The organism is Mesorhizobium sp. M1295, from assembly GCF_040318135.1.
Lineage (GTDB): Bacteria > Pseudomonadota > Alphaproteobacteria > Rhizobiales > Rhizobiaceae > Mesorhizobium.
In genome coordinates this window covers 90,005-105,025 of the sequence record NZ_JAMYLU010000018.1, presented here as the reverse complement: position 1 = coordinate 105,025, position 15,021 = coordinate 90,005, and the positions used below count along the sequence as shown (strand labels likewise).

General features: G+C 63.5%; 19 protein-coding genes. 13 read left to right on the top strand and 6 right to left on the bottom strand.

Features of this window, described 5'->3' with window-relative positions; translation table 11 throughout:
• Positions 1-74 precede the first annotated feature (74 nt).
• Together NKH29_RS23590 and NKH29_RS23585 are read right to left on the bottom strand one after the other, a co-directional pair.
• Positions 75-992 carry a site-specific tyrosine recombinase XerD gene (locus tag NKH29_RS23590; protein ID WP_352495633.1) on the bottom strand — a complete coding sequence of 306 codons (918 nt, stop codon included), beginning with the start codon at positions 990-992 and terminating at the stop codon, positions 75-77.
• Complete coding sequence (locus tag NKH29_RS23585; RefSeq protein ID WP_023721139.1) at positions 989-1,138, bottom strand: hypothetical protein; 150 nt, start codon at positions 1,136-1,138, stop codon at positions 989-991. The genes NKH29_RS23590 and NKH29_RS23585 overlap by 4 nt, the downstream gene beginning before the upstream one ends.
• Before the next feature lie 162 nt (positions 1,139-1,300).
• Between NKH29_RS23585 and NKH29_RS23580 the strand changes: the two genes are divergently transcribed.
• The 6 genes from NKH29_RS23580 (at position 1,301) to NKH29_RS23555 (ending at position 5,547) form a co-directional block, all read left to right on the top strand.
• On the top strand, positions 1,301-1,903 hold the full coding sequence (locus NKH29_RS23580) for a shikimate kinase (RefSeq protein WP_352495632.1): 603 nt from the start codon (positions 1,301-1,303) through the stop codon (positions 1,901-1,903).
• Positions 1,900-3,021 carry a 3-dehydroquinate synthase gene (aroB, locus tag NKH29_RS23575; protein WP_352483487.1) on the top strand — a complete coding sequence of 374 codons (1,122 nt, stop codon included), beginning with the start codon at positions 1,900-1,902 and terminating at the stop codon, positions 3,019-3,021. Before NKH29_RS23580 ends, aroB begins: the two co-directional genes overlap by 4 nt.
• Positions 3,018-3,914 carry an HlyC/CorC family transporter gene (locus tag NKH29_RS23570; RefSeq protein WP_023721135.1) on the top strand — a complete coding sequence of 299 codons (897 nt, stop codon included), beginning with the start codon at positions 3,018-3,020 and terminating at the stop codon, positions 3,912-3,914. The genes aroB and NKH29_RS23570 overlap by 4 nt, the downstream gene beginning before the upstream one ends.
• 40 nt (positions 3,915-3,954) lie before the next feature.
• Complete coding sequence (locus NKH29_RS23565) at positions 3,955-4,764, top strand: alpha/beta hydrolase (RefSeq protein WP_352483488.1); 810 nt, start codon at positions 3,955-3,957, stop codon at positions 4,762-4,764.
• Positions 4,765-4,918: 154 nt separating this feature from the next.
• Complete coding sequence (locus NKH29_RS23560; protein ID WP_023721134.1) at positions 4,919-5,152, top strand: type II toxin-antitoxin system Phd/YefM family antitoxin; 234 nt, start codon at positions 4,919-4,921, stop codon at positions 5,150-5,152.
• Between the two features lie 2 nt (positions 5,153-5,154).
• Entirely contained in the window at positions 5,155-5,547 is a 393-nt protein-coding gene (locus tag NKH29_RS23555) for a type II toxin-antitoxin system VapC family toxin (RefSeq protein ID WP_245278670.1), read from the top strand.
• Between the two features lie 5 nt (positions 5,548-5,552).
• On the opposite strand, the gene NKH29_RS23550 is transcribed toward NKH29_RS23555, so the two are convergent.
• Positions 5,553-5,855: a BolA family protein gene (locus NKH29_RS23550; RefSeq protein WP_023721132.1), complete on the bottom strand. Its 303-nt coding sequence runs from the start codon at positions 5,853-5,855 to the stop codon at positions 5,553-5,555.
• A gap of 133 nt (positions 5,856-5,988) precedes the next feature.
• On the opposite strand from NKH29_RS23550, the gene NKH29_RS23545 reads away from it, so the two are divergent.
• The 6 genes from NKH29_RS23545 (at position 5,989) to NKH29_RS23520 (ending at position 11,702) form a co-directional block, all read left to right on the top strand.
• Positions 5,989-6,618 (top strand): J domain-containing protein, encoded by a 630-nt coding sequence (locus tag NKH29_RS23545; RefSeq protein WP_036238769.1) that lies wholly within the window; start codon positions 5,989-5,991, stop codon positions 6,616-6,618.
• Between the two features lie 123 nt (positions 6,619-6,741).
• Positions 6,742-7,728 (top strand): cobaltochelatase subunit CobS, encoded by a 987-nt coding sequence (gene cobS / locus NKH29_RS23540; protein ID WP_023721131.1) that lies wholly within the window; start codon positions 6,742-6,744, stop codon positions 7,726-7,728.
• Positions 7,729-7,739: 11 nt separating this feature from the next.
• Complete coding sequence (gene cobT, locus NKH29_RS23535) at positions 7,740-9,638, top strand: cobaltochelatase subunit CobT (RefSeq protein WP_023721130.1); 1,899 nt, start codon at positions 7,740-7,742, stop codon at positions 9,636-9,638.
• The gene (locus tag NKH29_RS23530; protein WP_353000673.1) at positions 9,635-10,660 is read left to right on the top strand and encodes an esterase-like activity of phytase family protein; all 1,026 of its coding nucleotides are present in this window, start codon (positions 9,635-9,637) and stop codon (positions 10,658-10,660) included. Before cobT ends, NKH29_RS23530 begins: the two co-directional genes overlap by 4 nt.
• A gap of 191 nt (positions 10,661-10,851) precedes the next feature.
• Positions 10,852-11,220: an ArsR/SmtB family transcription factor gene (locus tag NKH29_RS23525; RefSeq protein WP_353000682.1), complete on the top strand. Its 369-nt coding sequence runs from the start codon at positions 10,852-10,854 to the stop codon at positions 11,218-11,220.
• Entirely contained in the window at positions 11,217-11,702 is a 486-nt protein-coding gene (locus tag NKH29_RS23520; protein WP_353000671.1) for an SRPBCC family protein, read from the top strand. The genes NKH29_RS23525 and NKH29_RS23520 overlap by 4 nt, the downstream gene beginning before the upstream one ends.
• A 55-nt stretch (positions 11,703-11,757) precedes the next feature.
• On the opposite strand, the gene NKH29_RS23515 is transcribed toward NKH29_RS23520, so the two are convergent.
• From NKH29_RS23515 to rpmB, 3 genes are all read right to left on the bottom strand, one after another.
• Entirely contained in the window at positions 11,758-12,429 is a 672-nt protein-coding gene (locus NKH29_RS23515) for a spermidine synthase (RefSeq protein WP_023721126.1), read from the bottom strand.
• Positions 12,430-12,512: 83 nt separating this feature from the next.
• Positions 12,513-13,193 carry a queuosine precursor transporter gene (locus NKH29_RS23510; protein WP_352483491.1) on the bottom strand — a complete coding sequence of 227 codons (681 nt, stop codon included), beginning with the start codon at positions 13,191-13,193 and terminating at the stop codon, positions 12,513-12,515.
• Positions 13,194-13,275: 82 nt separating this feature from the next.
• Positions 13,276-13,572, bottom strand: coding sequence for a 50S ribosomal protein L28 (gene rpmB, locus NKH29_RS23505; RefSeq protein ID WP_023721124.1), 297 nt, complete (start codon positions 13,570-13,572; stop codon positions 13,276-13,278).
• A gap of 617 nt (positions 13,573-14,189) precedes the next feature.
• On the opposite strand from rpmB, the gene NKH29_RS23500 reads away from it, so the two are divergent.
• Positions 14,190-14,981, top strand: coding sequence for a DUF3108 domain-containing protein (locus tag NKH29_RS23500; protein ID WP_352495630.1), 792 nt, complete (start codon positions 14,190-14,192; stop codon positions 14,979-14,981).
• The last annotated feature ends 40 nt before the right edge of the window (positions 14,982-15,021 follow it).

The following is a 15,021-nucleotide window of genomic DNA, read 5'->3' as shown; positions in this document are numbered from 1 at the left end:
GGCAATGACTGACGCAAGCCCGAAAATGCAGGCTGGGCGCGGTGGAACGTCGTTCTCACATAGCGACATGACGCCTAGTCGGCAAGCGGATGATGATCGTTGACCAGACGCACCAGCCGCTCCTCCAGCACATGGGTGTAGATCTGCGTCGTTGAAATATCGGCATGGCCGAGCAGCTGCTGCACGGCCCTGAGATCGGCGCCGTTCTGCAGCAGATGGCTGGCGAAAGCATGGCGCAGCACATGCGGCGATATCTTCGCCGCGGCAATGCCGGCTCGCGCGGCAAGCCCTTTCAGCTCGCGGGCAAAGACCTGTCTCGAGAGATAGCCGTTTTCGGAGGCGGCCGGAAACAGGAACGGGCTGTCGGCAAGAGCCGGCACCGCCGCCCGTGCGGCAAGCCAGGTCCGCATCGCCGTGCGCGCCTTGGCCGACAGCGGCACCATGCGTTCCTTGTTGCCCTTGCCGCGCACCATGAAGAAGCGGTCGTCGCGCTGCGCCACCGTCACCGGCAGGCTGACCAACTCCGAAACCCGCAGGCCGGTGGCGTAGAGGACCTCGACCAGTGCGTGCAGGCGCAGCGCCGCCAGGCTGTCGTCGTCGTTGAGCGAGGGGTCGATCGCCTCCTGCGTGGCGCGGTCGAGCAGCCGGCCGGTATCGGCCTCGCTCATCGTCTTCGGCAGCGGCCGGCCTTTCTTCGGGCTGTCCAGCGTGCCGGTCGGATCGTCGCCGCGCAGGCCTTCGGCGTAGAGGAACTTGAAGAACTGACGGATTGCCGACAATTTGCGCGCCTGCGAGGTGGCGGCAAAGCCGCGCGCGGCGATGTCGTCGAGATAGGCACGGATGTCGGTGCTGGTGGCAGCGGCGAGCCCGCCGCCGATCCCGGCGGAAGCGTCCTCGAGGTCGCGGCGATAGGAGGAAAGCGTGTTTTCGGCAGCGCCGCGCTCGGCGCTCATCATCTCGAGAAAGGCTTCGATGCGGGCGGCGCTGTTCATTTTTTGGGATTGAGCTTTTCCGGAGGGATACGCACGCTCATTTCCGCCTTTCTCGGCTCGACGAACATGACCAGGGCGAACATCGCGCCGTAGACAATGCCGGCCAGAATCACGAGCGTCACGACAAAGCGAAACAGTGTCGGCATTAATTTTCGCCCGTCGTCTTGTTCTGCATTTCCAACCCTGTGCCCTTATGAGACGCCAATCCCACCAATTCAAGGGTGAAGCCGATAACAGGTCCCGGGCGCGCCGCGCTTGACGCAAACAGGCTTTTGATGTCGATACGCCGGCAAAGAGGCCCTAGAAACATGAACGCGTTACCAGCAAACCCTCCGGGCAAGAGCCATGCCGCGCTGCTCGGCCGGCTGGGCGACCGTTCCATCGTCTTTGTCGGGCTGATGGGCGCCGGCAAGACGGCGATCGGCCGCAAGGTGGCGGCGATGCTGGCGCTACCCTTTATCGACAGCGACCAGGAGATCGAAAGTGTTTCGCGCATGAGCGTCCCGGACCTGTTCGAGCGCTATGGCGAGGCGGAGTTCCGGGCACTGGAGCAGCGCGTCATCCTGCGCGTGCTGGAGCACGGGCCCCAGGTGCTGTCGACCGGCGGCGGCGCCTTCATGAATGCGCAGACGCGCGAGGCGATCGCCAGCCATGGCGTTTCGGTCTGGCTGAAGGCCGAGATCGACCTGTTGATGGAGCGCGTTTCCAAGAAGCAGAACCGGCCGCTGCTGAAAAGCGCCGATCCCCGGGGGGTGCTGGAGCGGCTGATGGCGGAACGCTACCCGGTTTACGCCGCGGCCGATGTCATCGTGCCGACCCGCGACGACCGCAAGGAGATCATTGCCGCCGAAGTGGTGGACGCGCTGCGCGGCCATCTCGGCGTTGCCGACATCGACGAGGTGCGGTCGTGAGCGCTGATGCAACGGTCTCTGTCGAAGTCGGGCTTGGCGAGCGTACCTACGACATTTTGATCGGCCCCGGCCTGCTGTCACGCGCCGGCGCCGAAATTGCGCGCCGTCTGCCGGGCACAAGGGCGGCGGTCGTCACCGACGAAAACGTCGCTAGCGCGCATCTCGCAACGCTTGCGGCCGGCCTGGCAAGCGGTGGCATCCAACATGCAGTCATCACGCTGCCGCCCGGCGAAAAGACCAAGAGCTTTGCGCACCTGGAAGAGGTGGTCGACGGCGTGCTGGCCGCCAAGCTGGAGCGTGGCGATGTCGTCGTCGCGCTCGGCGGCGGCGTCATCGGCGACCTCGCCGGCTTTGCCGCCGGCATCGCGCGGCGCGGCATGAACTTCGTGCAAATCCCGACCTCGCTGCTGGCGCAGGTCGATTCCTCCGTCGGCGGCAAGACCGGCATCAACAGCAAGCGCGGCAAGAACCTGGTCGGGGTGTTTCACCAGCCGAGGCTGGTACTGGCCGACACCGAAGTGCTCGACACGCTGCCGATCCGCGAGTTTCGCGCCGGCTATGCCGAACTGGCCAAATACGGGCTGATCGACCGGCCGGAGTTCTTCGCCTGGCTGGAGGAAAACTGGTCTCGCGTGTTTGCCGGCGGGCCGGAGCGGGCAAAAGCGATTGCCGAGGCCTGTCGCGCCAAGGCCGACGTCGTTGCACGCGACGAATTCGAGACCGGCGACCGTGCGCTGCTCAATCTCGGCCACACCTTCGGTCACGCGCTCGAGGCGGCGACCGGCTATGACGGCACGCGGCTGGTGCATGGCGAGGGCGTTGCCATCGGCATGGCGCTGGCGCACCGTTTTTCTTCAAGGCTCAATTTGGCGAGCCCCGACGATGCGGCGCGCGTCGAGGCGCACCTTCGCGTCGTCGGCCTGCCGTGGTGCATGGCCGACATTCCAGGCGAATTGCCTGACGCCGAAAAGCTGTTCTCCTTCATCACCCAGGACAAAAAGGTGTCGCGCGGCGCGCTGACCTTCATCCTGACGCGCGGCATCGGTCAGGCCTTCATCGCCAGGGATGTGCCGGCCTCGGAAGTGCTGGCGTTCCTCGGGGAGAACCATCCGGGATGAGCCAGGCCGGCTGGATCGCGGCTGCTGCGCTTGCCGGCCTCGGCCTGCTGGGCTTCGTCTTGCGTCGGCACCTGTTCGCCGCCTTCGGCTACGAGTTGCAGCGTATCGAGCCGCAGCGCTCGACGCATGAGGAATTGCGTGGCGCCGTCGACGATTTCCGCCGCGACGGCCAGGTGGTGCGCGAGGATCGTGCCCGCATTGGCGGCCTGTTCGACCTTGAGGAGCTCGAAGTGTCGGACGTGATGGTCCACCGCACCAATATGCGCTCGGTCAACGCCGACGACCCGCCGGAAGCGGTGGTGCGCGAGATCCTGCAGAGCCCGCATACCCGCATGCCGCTGTGGAAGGGCTCGCTCGACAACATCGTCGGCGTGCTGCACGCGAAGGACCTGCTGCGCGCGCTGAACGAGGTCGGCAATGATTTCTCCAGGATCGACGTGATGAAGATCGCGTCGCGGCCGTGGTTCGTGCCCGACACCACGACGCTGCAGGAGCAGCTCAACGCCTTCCTGCGCCGCAAGGCGCATTTCGCCATCGTCGTCGACGAATATGGCGAGGTCGAGGGACTGGTGACGCTGGAGGACATCATCGAGGAGATCGTCGGCGAGATCGCCGACGAGCACGACATCGACATCCAGGGCGTCAAGCAGGAAGCCGACGGCTCCGTCGTCGTCGACGGCACGGTGTCGATCCGCGACCTCAACCGGGCGCTCGACTGGAACCTGCCGGACGAGGAAGCCACCACCATTGCCGGCCTTGTCATCCACGAGGCGCAGTCGATTCCGGACGAAAAGCAGGCCTTTACGTTTCACGGCAAGCGCTTCGTCGTCATGAAACGCGACAAGAATCGGATCGCGCGGCTGAGGATCAAGCCGGCGATGCTTGGCGAATGACAGTGCACGCCTTATGGCAGCCGTGGGCAGTCAGGAGTCTATGACAATCGATCGGCGAACCCTGCTTCTGGTGTCGATGGCGGCGCTGCTGCCGGGTCAGGCTGCAGCGGCATTGCAGCTGCGTCCGCCATCACCCGAAACCTTCGACTATGGGCCGGCCAAGCTCGACATTTATTCCCGCGATGGCGCAAGCGGCCTGCCGGTCGTCTTTTTCGTCCATGGCGGCGCCTGGCGGGTCGGCAACCGCAACAACGTCAACTCCAAGCCGCAATTCCTGCTCGACAATGGCTTCTGCTTCGTCTCGATCGACTACCGGATGCTGCCTGAAGCCGACGTCGCCACCCAGGCCGCCGATGTCGAACTGGCGTATCGCTACGTCCGCGCCAACATCGCCAGCCATGGCGGCGATCCGGACCGGATCGTCGCGATGGGCCATTCGGCCGGCTGCCATCTCGTCGCGCTGACCGGCCTGCGCGGCGGCCTGCCCGGCGTCGCGGCGCTGGTCCTCGACGATACCAGGGCCTATGATCTGGAGGCGTTGGCCAGGAGCGGGGGCATGGCAGGGGTCTATGCCCGCGCCTTTCCCGATCCGGCGCAGTGGCGGGCGCTGTCGCCGGTCACCTATGTCGACGGCCGCAAGCATCCGCCGACGTTCATCGCCTATTCGCGGGCGAAAACCCGCGCGGCGGACGCGCAGGCCTTTGCCGGGCGTCTGGGCGCCACCGGAACCAGGGTCACGCTGTTCGATGGCAGCGCCTATTCGCACATGTCGATCAATCGCGACTTCGGCACCGAAGGCGATGCGTTGACCGCCGCGGTGATGGCTTTCCTGAGGGCGAGCCTCGGCTGAGTTACAGTTTGGATGGCGGCAGGCAGGTGAGGGGCGCGCAGACGCGGGAACGAGGGCCGGCTAAAGCCGAAGCGATTTTTGTGTCTATGGTCATTGGCCGTGGTCACATCTGACCTTATATGGTGAACGGCAATTTTGTTCATTGAGGTGGCGCATGACCGCGCAGGTGTCGAAATCGAAGTTCAAGGCAAAGGCTCTCGAGTATTTTCGTCAGGTTGAAACGACTGGCGAGCCAATCATTGTGACCGATCACGGCCAGCCCACATTAGAGATACGACGCTATGAATCGGTTGCGCGCGACCCTTTGGAGGTGCTGCGTGGGTCTGTCCTGCGTTACGACCGCCCGACGGATCCGGTGGCCGAAGATGATTGGGAAGCCAGCAATTGATCGTGTTGGACACGCATGTTCTCGTCCGCTGGGTCGGCGGTGAGACCGATCTGCTTTCAGAACCAGCACTTCGCGCAATCGAGCGGGAGAGGTTAGGCGGCGAGATTTTGATCTCCTCGATATCAGCATGGGAAATCGCCATGCTGGTTTCCAGGGGGCGTCTCCTGCTATCGATGGATGTGGGTGAATGGCTGGCGACGGTCAGCAAGCTTGAAAAATTGAGCTTCATTTCCGTCGACAATGAGATCGCCGTGACTAGTACCGAACTTCCGGGAGAGTTTCACAAGGATCCGGCTGATCGGATCATTGTTGCGACCAGTCGAAAATTTGCGGCACCTTTGGTGACCGCGGATCACAAGCTGCGAGACTATCGATATGTAAAGACAATCTGGTAGGGCAACTACCAGCGGGTCTTTTCGCCGGGCGCCGCCGGCTCGATCGCCAGGGCATGGACGCCGGATTTCAATTCCTCGGCCAGCAATGCGTTGACGGCGCGGTGGCGTTCGACGCGGCTCATGCCGGCAAAGGCGGGCGCGACGATGCGGACGCGGAAATGCGTCTCGCCGGTGCCGTCGAAGGTGGCGTGATGGCCGGAATCCAGATGATGATGGCCGGCATGGAGATGGCTTTCGTTGATGACGGCCAGCCGTTCCGGCGAAAACGCCTTTTTCAGCTTGTCTTCCATCGTCGCCTGTATGGACATCGCCGCTTCCCTTCACCACATCTATGTCATCGCACAAAATTCGCCGTTCGCCGGTTTTATGCCGCGATTCAGCGGTTAGGGCGATCATCGCGAAAATGTCAATTCTTGTTTCGCATCAGCGAACAGCCCATAAATGGGTGAGATGAAGCCGTACCCAAAATATTTCGAAAAGATTCGCATCCGCCCGGAGAAGGACGCGGAGCTGAAGTCGCGCTCGCCGATCTGCCAGTGGGATGGCTGCAAGGAGGCCGGCACCCACCGCGCCCCGGTCGGACGCATGAAGGAAGGCGAGTACTTCCAGTTCTGCTTCGATCATGTGCGCGAGTACAATAAGGGCTTCAATTATTTCTCGGGCGTTCCCGACACCGAGATTGCCCGCTTCCAGAAGGAGGCCATGACCGGCCACCGGCCGACCTGGAAAATGGGCGTCAACGGTGCTTCGACACGCTCCTCGCCCGACTTCGCCCAGGCGCGCTCCGGTCGCGCCGGCTACTACAACCGCATGCGCGATCCGTTCGATCTGTTCAAAGGCCCGAAGGACCCGCGCGAAGCACGCGAGCGCAAGGCCAAGCCGCTTGAGGCCAAGGCACTGGAAACGCTTGGCCTTGATACAAAGGCGACTGGCAAGGATATCAAGGCGCGCTATAAGGAACTTGTGAAACGCCACCATCCGGATGCGAATGGCGGCGACAGAGGTTCGGAAGACCGGTTCCGCGATGTGCTCCAGGCCTATCGCGTGCTCAAGCAGGCAGGTTTGTGCTGAGCGACCTTACGGTTCGTGTCGCTTTCCAACTTTCATAAGGTTGGAAAAGGCTCTAAGACCGCCCCCGAACAAAATCGATTGCCAGCGAAACGCGGCGTTTCGCTTGTGGAGACGTTGATAGAGATGAACAAGGTCGATCGCGACATCGCCAACCTGCCCGACACCACGGTGTCGGTGAAGGAGACATTCGGCTTCGACTCCAAGATGGTGGTGCCGGCCTATTCGGTGACGAGCGAGCATGTGCCCGACATCGACCCGGACTATCTGTTCGACAAGAACACGACCATGGCGATCCTCGCCGGCTTTGCCTACAACCGCCGGGTCATGGTGTCGGGCTATCACGGCACCGGCAAATCGACGCATATCGAGCAGGTCGCCGCCCGCCTCAACTGGCCCTGCGTGCGCGTTAATCTCGACAGCCATGTCAGCCGTATCGACCTCGTCGGCAAGGACGCCATCGTCGTCAAGGACGGGCTGCAGATCACCGAATTCCGCGACGGCATCCTGCCCTGGGCCTATCAGCACAATGTTGCGCTGTGCTTCGACGAATACGATGCCGGGCGTCCGGACGTGATGTTCGTCATCCAGCGCGTGCTGGAATCGTCGGGCCGGCTGACGCTGCTCGACCAGAGCCGGGTCATCCGCCCGCATCCGGCCTTCCGGCTGTTTTCGACCGCCAACACGGTTGGGCTGGGCGACACCACCGGACTCTATCACGGCACCCAGCAGATCAACCAGGCGCAGATGGACCGCTGGTCGATCGTCACCACGCTGAACTATTTGCCGCACGACAATGAGGTGAACATCGTGCTGGCCAAGGCCAAGCACTATCGCGACGGCAAGGGCAAGGAGATCGTCAACAAGATGGTGCGCGTCGCCGACATGACGCGCTCGGCCTTCATCAACGGCGATTTGTCGACGGTGATGAGCCCGCGCACGGTCATCACCTGGGCCGAGAATGCCGAGATCTTCGGCAATATCGGCATGGCGTTCCGGCTGACCTTCCTCAACAAATGCGACGAGCTGGAACGCTCGCTGGTCGCCGAGTTCTACCAGCGCGCCTTCGGCGAAGATCTGCCGGAATCGGCTGCCAATGTGGTGCTGGGCTAAGCAGAGTCTCGATGGCGGGTCCGGGCGACAACACGCGAAACAAATCCAAGACCGGCGCTGAGAACGACAGCTTCAAGCGCGCGGTTACCGTCTGCATGCGCGCCATCGCCGGCGACAAGGACCTCGAAGTCGGCTTCGCCAAGGACCGGCCGGCGCTGGCCGGCAGCCGCGCCCGGCTGCCCGAACTGCCGAAGAAGGCATCGAAAGCCGATATCGCCATCACCCGGGGGCTCGGCGATTCCATGGCGCTGAAGCGCGCCTGCCATGATGCGCGCATCCACACCAGGCTGGCGCCGGAAGGCAAGCAGGCCCGCGCCATCTATGACGCGGTCGAGCAGGCCCGGGTCGAGGCGATCGGCAGCCGCGCCATGCAGGGCGTTGCCGACAATATCGGCTCGATGCTCGAAGACAAATACGCCCGGGCCAACCTCGTCGACGTCAAGGACAAGGCCGACGCGCCGATCGAGGAGGCGCTGGCGCTGATGGTGCGCGAAAAGCTGACCGGCCGCACTGTGCCGAAGAGCGGCGAACGGCTGGTCGATCTCTGGCGGCCTTGGGTCGAGGAAAAGGCTAGCGCCGACCTCGACGGGCTGTCGGCAAAGCTCGACGACCAGCAGGCCTTTGCCCGCGTCGTGCGCGAGATGCTCGCCTCCATGGAAATGGCCGAGGAACTCGGCGACGACCAGGAGACGGAAGACTCGGAGGACAACGACGAAAACCAGCCGCAAGGCGAGGAGCAGAGCGAGGAGGGCGGCGAAGACGATTCCGGCTCCGAGCAGTCGCAGTCCGAAGATACCGAGGCATCGTCCGACGACGAGCAATCGGCCGAGACCGAGGCCTCCGACGCCACTGCCGACGACCTTTCCGACGATGACGACGCCGACGCGGAGACGCCCGGCGAGGCGCGCCGCAACGACAATCCCTTCACCAATCTGCCGAAAGAGATCGACTACAAGGTCTTCACCACGGCCTTCGACGAGACCGTAGGCGCGGAGGAACTGTGCGAGGAGGAGGAGCTCGACCGGCTGCGCGCCTTCCTCGACAAGCAGCTCGCCAACCTGTCCGGCGTCGTCGGGCGGCTGGCCAACCGGTTGCAGCGCCGCCTGATGGCGCAGCAGAACCGCTCCTGGGATTTCGACCTCGAAGAAGGTTATCTCGATCCGGCACGGCTGGTGCGCGTCGTCATCGACCCGATGCAGCCGCTGTCCTTCAAGCAGGAGCGTGATACCAAATTCCGCGACACGGTGGTGTCGCTGGTGCTCGACAATTCGGGTTCGATGCGCGGCCGGCCGATCACGGTCGCGGCGACCTGCGCCGACATCCTGGCGCGCACGCTGGAACGCTGCGGCGTCTCAGTCGAAATCCTCGGCTTCACCACCCGCGCCTGGAAGGGCGGGCAGGCGCGCGAGAAATGGCTGAAGGAAGGCAAGCCGCCGAACCCCGGCCGGCTCAACGATCTGCGCCACATCATCTATAAATCCGCCGACCATCCGTGGCGGCGGGCGCGCCGCAATCTCGGCCTGATGATGCGCGAGGGCCTGCTCAAGGAAAACATCGACGGCGAGGCGCTGCTTTGGGCGCACAACCGGCTGATCGCGCGGCCGGAGCAGCGCAAGATCCTGATGATGATCTCGGACGGCGCGCCGGTCGACGATTCAACGCTGTCGGTCAATCCGGGCAATTATCTCGAGCGGCATCTGCGCGCCATCATCGAGCTCATCGAGACGCGCTCGCCGGTCGAGCTTTTGGCCATCGGCATCGGCCACGACGTCACCCGCTACTATCGCCGCGCCGTCACCATCGTCGATGCCGAAGAACTGGCCGGCGCCATGACCGAGCAACTGGCCTCGCTGTTCGCCGAGGAAACCGTGCGCGACACGCGGCGCGGCGGCATGCGGCGCGCCGGATGATTTTTTCCCGCGGCGGCTTTTGGCAAACGCTTTTGGCCGCCATTGTGTTGTCAGGCATCAGTTTGGCGCCGGCTGTCGCTGCCGGCCCTGCCTCGGTCGAGCCGGCCGAAATCTCGGCACGGCCGATCAGCGAATTCCATATCGGCCGGCCGGACAAACAGTTCGGGCCGCTCGAATTCGTCGGCGGGCTCGAAATGACCTCGCCGACGCGCGATTTCGGCGCGCTGTCGGCGCTTCGGTTCCTCAAGCCGGGCAGCGATTTCATCGGCGTCGCCGACACCGGCTTCTGGTTCTTCGGCACCCTCGTCCACGATGCCGACAAGCGGCCTTCCGGCATTCAGAATTTTCGCATGCAGCAGATGGTCGACGCGGCCGGCCAGCCGATCGACCTGAAATGGGCGGTCGATGCCGAAGGCCTCGCGGTCCAGGACGGCATTGCCACGGTCGGCTTCGAGCGCGATCACCGTATCGCAGAGTTCAAGATCGACCCGGCCGACATGAAGGCGCCGTTCAAGCAATTCGACTTCCTGATCCCAGCCTGGGAACTTCGCCGCAATCGGGGCTTTGAGACCGTCACCCGCGCCCATCCTTACGGACAGCACCAGGGCGGGCTGGTCGTGGTGTCGGAAAAGAGCCTCGACAAGGCCGGCAACATCTTTGCCGCGATCATCGAAGGGCCGCACAAGGGCGTCTTCACCGTCAAGCGCAATGGCGATTTCGACATCACCGACGGCGCCTTCCTGCCGGACGGCGACCTGTTGCTTCTGGAGCGCAGTTTTTCGATGGCCGGCGGCGTCAAGATGCGGCTGCGGCGCATCTATGGCGAAAGCGTCGAGAAGGGCGCCGTCGCCGACGGGCCGGTGCTGCTGGAAGCCGACATGGGTTACCAGATCGACAACATGGAAGCGCTCGACGTCTGGACCCGCGACGACGGCGCGCTGATCGTGTCCATGATGTCCGACGACAACCACTCGATCCTGCAGCGCAACCTCTATCTGGAATTCATCCTGCACGAGGATTGACGCGCGATCGGCCATTGATCGGCTGATGGCGATGCTGGCGTTTCCGCGCCGTTCGCAGCGCATGCAATTTCCCTTGGCGATTTCCCCTGGCAATGACCCGCGTCGCGTGTCTTCCAACCGGCTCTCACCATCTGCAAAAATACTTTAGTCGTGACTTGACAATTTGTGTCATCGGCGAAATACTCAAGTCCATGCTTAAGTATTCCGAGATCGACAGCATCCTGCGGGCTCTTGCCGAGCCGACGCGGCGGGCAATCCTGGAAAGACTGAGCCGCGGGCCGGCCACCGTCAGCCAGCTGGCGGAGCCGTTCGGCATGACCTTCGCCGCCGTGCTCCAGCATCTCCAGGCGCTGGAAGCGTGCGGGCTGATCCGCAGCGAAAAAATCGGACGCGTGCGCACCTGCCGGATCGAGCCCGGCGGGCTCGCCCCGCTCGCCGACTGGATCGCCGCGCGCCGCACGCCGGCCGAACGCCACCTCGACCGTCTCGGCCAGATTCTGGCGGAGGCCGACCAACCGAACGCAACACTCCACGACCAGGAAAAGGACGAAAAGAAATGAACCAGATTGCCCAGGTTAACGACGAGCACTCCGTCATCCATTCAACCTTCACGATCGAGCGGACCTATCCTCAATCGCCCGAGCGCGTCTTCTTCGCCTTTGCCGACGAGGCGATGGTGCGGCGCTGGCGCGTCGAAGGCGACGGCTTCACCATCGCCGAATTCACCTTCGATTTCCATGTCGGCGGCGGCGAGGTTTCGCGGTTCAGCTATCAGGGCGGCCCGGAAATCAGGCTCGATGCGCAGTTCCAGGACATTGTCCCTGACCGACGCATCGTATTTTCCTACCGGATGGCGGTCGGGCCGCAGCCGCTGTCGGCGTCGCTCACCACCGTCGAGCTCGCACCCTCCGGCGACGGCACTCGCCTGACCTATACCGAACAGGGTGCGTTTTTCGATGGCATTGATTCAGCGCAAGGACGCGAAGAGGGCACGCGCGGGCTGCTGCAGGCGCTCGCGGCCGAGCTTCAGAAAGCGAAGTAGTAGGTGTCGGCATGCCGGGCGGAGCCCAAACAGCAATCCGCCCGAATTGCTTCCGCTATGCTTTACTCGCGAGCCAGACGATGTGACGAGCGCCGCGCTTGCCGTGAGCCCGCACCTTAACCTCGTCGACCGTGAAGCCCGCCTGCTTGAGCCTTCGGGTGAAACCTGCGTCAGGGCCCTGCGACCAGACCGCCAGCACACCGCCGGGCTTGAGCGCGGCGCGTGCGGCGTTGAGGCCGGTGCCGCTGTAGAGCGCATCGTTGGCCTTGTAGACGATGCCCTCGGGACCGTTGTCGACGTCGAGCAGGATCGCGTCCCAGGCCGATGCTTGCGAACGGATGAGCTGACCGACATCGGTCTCGTGAACACTGACGCGCCGGTCGTCAAGGCAACCGTCGAAAACCTCGGCCATCGGGCCGCGCGCCCACGTCACGACTGCCGGCACCAGTTCGGCAACAGTGACCTGCGCATCGTCGCCGAGCTCGGCCAGCGCCGCGCGCAAGGTAAAGCCCATGCCCAGGCCGCCGATCAGGATGCTTGGGTTCCGGCGGCCGGCAATCCTTTGACGGGACAGTTTGGCCAGCGCCTCTTCGGAACCGCTGAGCCGACTGTTCATCAGCTCGTTGGCGCCAAGCATGATCGAGAATTCGCCGCCGCGCCGTTTCAGGCGAAGCTCCTGTCCGCCGTCAGGCGTTTTTGCCGAGTCCAGCTGAAGCCAGGGGATCATGCTCGATAGTCTTTGAGCATGATCTTGTCCGAAAACCGGTTCCCACTTTTCGCTAACGCGGACCTTCGGTTCGGGATCATGCTCTATGCCGCCAGTGCCGGCTGGCTCCAGCGGGCGGCAAGCAGCCGGTAGGGGATCAGCGCCACCACCGCTATGATCAGCTTGACGCTGAGATCGCCGAGCGCCCAGGAGACCCAGCGCATCGTCTCGACCGGCAGCACGCCCATCAGCGGTGCGGTTTCCAGGGCAAAGCCGTCATTCGGCCCGGCGAGGGCGAAAGCCGCCGCAAAGGCGACGGTGAAAAACACCACCGTATCGAAAACGGAGCCGACCAGTGTGCCGACGATCGGCGCGCGCCACCAGCTCTGCCGGCGCAGCCGGTTGAACACGGTGACGTCGAGCAACTGCGCGGTGAGGAAGGCGGCACCCGACGCCGCGGCAATGCGCACCAGCCGGTCGGCGGCGGTCTCGAATTCGATCAGGCCGTGGCGAAACAGCAGCGGTGGGATGACGATCGAGCAGACCACCGCTGTCATGAAGCCGACAAAGACGATCCTGCGCGCCACCGCCGGCCCATAACGGCGATTGGCGAGATCGGTGACCAGGAAGGAGAACGGATAGGTGAAGGCGCCCCAGGTCAGGATGTCGGCCAGCGACAACCCGCCGATTGAACCCTGCATCGGGAACTGCACAAGGATGTTCGAGGCCACGACGACGAGCGCCATGGCCGCCACGAAGGGCAGGTATCGCGAGAGGAAAATCATTTTTTTATCCTGGGTAATGGAACCAGCGGAACGCGATCCGGAGTTCGGATCACGCCCTGGAAGGCGGCTGCCGCCGAAAAATTCAGGCGGCCGGCTGTTCGGCGAGCTTCTTGGCGATCTGCTTCTTCAACAGGCGGGCGCGCTGCGACAATTGCTTGGCATCGGCCTTGGCCAGGAAGGCATCGAGGCCGCCGCGATGCTCGACCGAACGCAGCGCGTTGGCCGAAATGCGCAGGCGCACATTCTGGTTCAGCGCTTCAGAGATCAGCGTCACATTGACGAGATTGGGCAGGAAGCGACGCTTGGTCTTGTTGTTGGCGTGGCTCACATTGTTGCCGGACATGACTGCCTTGGCAGTGAGTTCGCAGGTGCGGGACATGATACTAACCTTCGGTTCTCGGTCCTGGCCAAACATTCGACCCGCGCCGGGTGGCGCGCGGTTTCGGTCAGGCGGCCTTATGGAAAAAGTTGGCGTTCCATAGTTGCATTTCGCCGATGCGTCAAGCTTGGGGTTGGTTCGGGAGAGGGAATTGCACCTTCAAGAGATGAGCACCAGTGGCGAAGCTGCCGATCTCCCCGCTTGCGGGGGAGATGGCCGGCAGGCCAGAGGGGGTGCTGTCCCTCCGACTTAGCTCCGTTGCAGCCAAAACTCTCGGCACTGGGAGGATAAGCTGGATCTTGGCGATCCTTCCCACCCCCTCTGCCCTGCCGGGCATCTCCTCCGCAAGGGGGAGATCGACAAATTCATCGAGCGCCACATTTTGTTCTTGCTTTGTTCCGGCAGCTATGCTACTAATTTGGGTATGGTGCTGATTCGCGCCGACGACCCGCCCGCCGAGGCGGGTTTTTCATTTCTGGCTTCCGTCACCTCCCACCGACCAGCCCCAGCGTTCCCTGCCGACGCCGCCTTCACATTAAGGCCGGAATTCAGCCTATAAGCGGTCACACAGGGACATGCCAGATCGCCCGTCTCCGGTCGACAATCAAGGACCCGCCATGCCTCGTTCTTTCCTCCATGCCCTGGTCGTGCTGTTCGCCGTCGCGCTGTCGACGACGGTTTCGGCCGCCGAGCCGCAATCCTTCACGGGCGAGTATTCGGTGTCGTTCCTCGGCCTTTCCGTGGCCAAGGCGAAATTCTCCAGCCATTACGAGGGCGACACCTATTCGATCGAGGGCAGCGTCTCCAGCGCCGGGCTCGCCACATTGTTCGACGATACGCGAGGCACGATCTCATCGAAGGGCAAGATTTCGGGCAAGCAGTTGCAGCCGCAGGCGTTTCGCGCCGACTACACGTCCGGCAAGAAGGCGTCGATGATCGACATCCAGTTTGCCAACGGCGTGGTCACCTCGACCAAGGTCGTGCCTGAGCCAAAGAAGCGCAATCCCGAGAATTGGATACCGCTGGTCGGCAGCGATCTCGTATCCGTTCTCGATCCGATGGCCGCGACCGTCATCCATGCCGACAGCCTCGACCAGGTCTGCGGGCGCACGGTGAAGCTCTATGACGGCGAAATGCGTGCCGATCTGAAACTGACCTACGAGTCGAAAGGGTCGATCTCGGTGGCCGGCTACGAGGGCGATACGGTCACCTGCAGGCTGGGTTTCGAGCCGGTGGCCGGCTACCGCAAGAACCGCAAGGCGCTGAACTACCTGAAGAAACGCAGCCGCATCATGGTGACGTTTGCACCGGTCGGCCAAAGCGGCGTATATGCGCCGATCCGCGCCACGGTCAGCACGCAAATCGGCCCGTTGACGGTCAGCGCGGAGCGGTTCGAAGCAGACGAATAGGCGTGATGGTGCGCCGCCAATGGGCCACGGGGCGACGGGT

What these genes read in the sequence shown, in the direction of transcription:
- NKH29_RS23590 (WP_352495633.1), bottom strand. Translation starts at nt 992, where the DNA reads ATGAACAGCGCCGCCCGCATCGAAGCCTTTCTCGAGATGATGAGCGCC.
- NKH29_RS23585 (WP_023721139.1), bottom strand. Translation starts at nt 1,138, where the DNA reads ATGCCGACACTGTTTCGCTTTGTCGTGACGCTCGTGATTCTGGCCGGC.
- NKH29_RS23580 (WP_352495632.1), top strand. Translation starts at nt 1,301, where the DNA reads ATGAACGCGTTACCAGCAAACCCTCCGGGCAAGAGCCATGCCGCGCTG.
- NKH29_RS23570 (WP_023721135.1), top strand. Translation starts at nt 3,018, where the DNA reads ATGAGCCAGGCCGGCTGGATCGCGGCTGCTGCGCTTGCCGGCCTCGGC.
- NKH29_RS23565 (WP_352483488.1), top strand. Translation starts at nt 3,955, where the DNA reads ATGACAATCGATCGGCGAACCCTGCTTCTGGTGTCGATGGCGGCGCTG.
- NKH29_RS23560 (WP_023721134.1), top strand. Translation starts at nt 4,919, where the DNA reads ATGACCGCGCAGGTGTCGAAATCGAAGTTCAAGGCAAAGGCTCTCGAG.
- NKH29_RS23550 (WP_023721132.1), bottom strand. Translation starts at nt 5,855, where the DNA reads ATGTCCATACAGGCGACGATGGAAGACAAGCTGAAAAAGGCGTTTTCG.
- NKH29_RS23545 (WP_036238769.1), top strand. Translation starts at nt 5,989, where the DNA reads ATGGGTGAGATGAAGCCGTACCCAAAATATTTCGAAAAGATTCGCATC.
- cobS (WP_023721131.1), top strand. Translation starts at nt 6,742, where the DNA reads ATGAACAAGGTCGATCGCGACATCGCCAACCTGCCCGACACCACGGTG.
- cobT (WP_023721130.1), top strand. Translation starts at nt 7,740, where the DNA reads ATGGCGGGTCCGGGCGACAACACGCGAAACAAATCCAAGACCGGCGCT.
- NKH29_RS23530 (WP_353000673.1), top strand. Translation starts at nt 9,635, where the DNA reads ATGATTTTTTCCCGCGGCGGCTTTTGGCAAACGCTTTTGGCCGCCATT.
- NKH29_RS23525 (WP_353000682.1), top strand. Translation starts at nt 10,852, where the DNA reads ATGCTTAAGTATTCCGAGATCGACAGCATCCTGCGGGCTCTTGCCGAG.
- NKH29_RS23520 (WP_353000671.1), top strand. Translation starts at nt 11,217, where the DNA reads ATGAACCAGATTGCCCAGGTTAACGACGAGCACTCCGTCATCCATTCA.
- NKH29_RS23515 (WP_023721126.1), bottom strand. Translation starts at nt 12,429, where the DNA reads ATGATCCCCTGGCTTCAGCTGGACTCGGCAAAAACGCCTGACGGCGGA.
- NKH29_RS23510 (WP_352483491.1), bottom strand. Translation starts at nt 13,193, where the DNA reads ATGATTTTCCTCTCGCGATACCTGCCCTTCGTGGCGGCCATGGCGCTC.
- rpmB (WP_023721124.1), bottom strand. Translation starts at nt 13,572, where the DNA reads ATGTCCCGCACCTGCGAACTCACTGCCAAGGCAGTCATGTCCGGCAAC.
- NKH29_RS23500 (WP_352495630.1), top strand. Translation starts at nt 14,190, where the DNA reads ATGCCTCGTTCTTTCCTCCATGCCCTGGTCGTGCTGTTCGCCGTCGCG.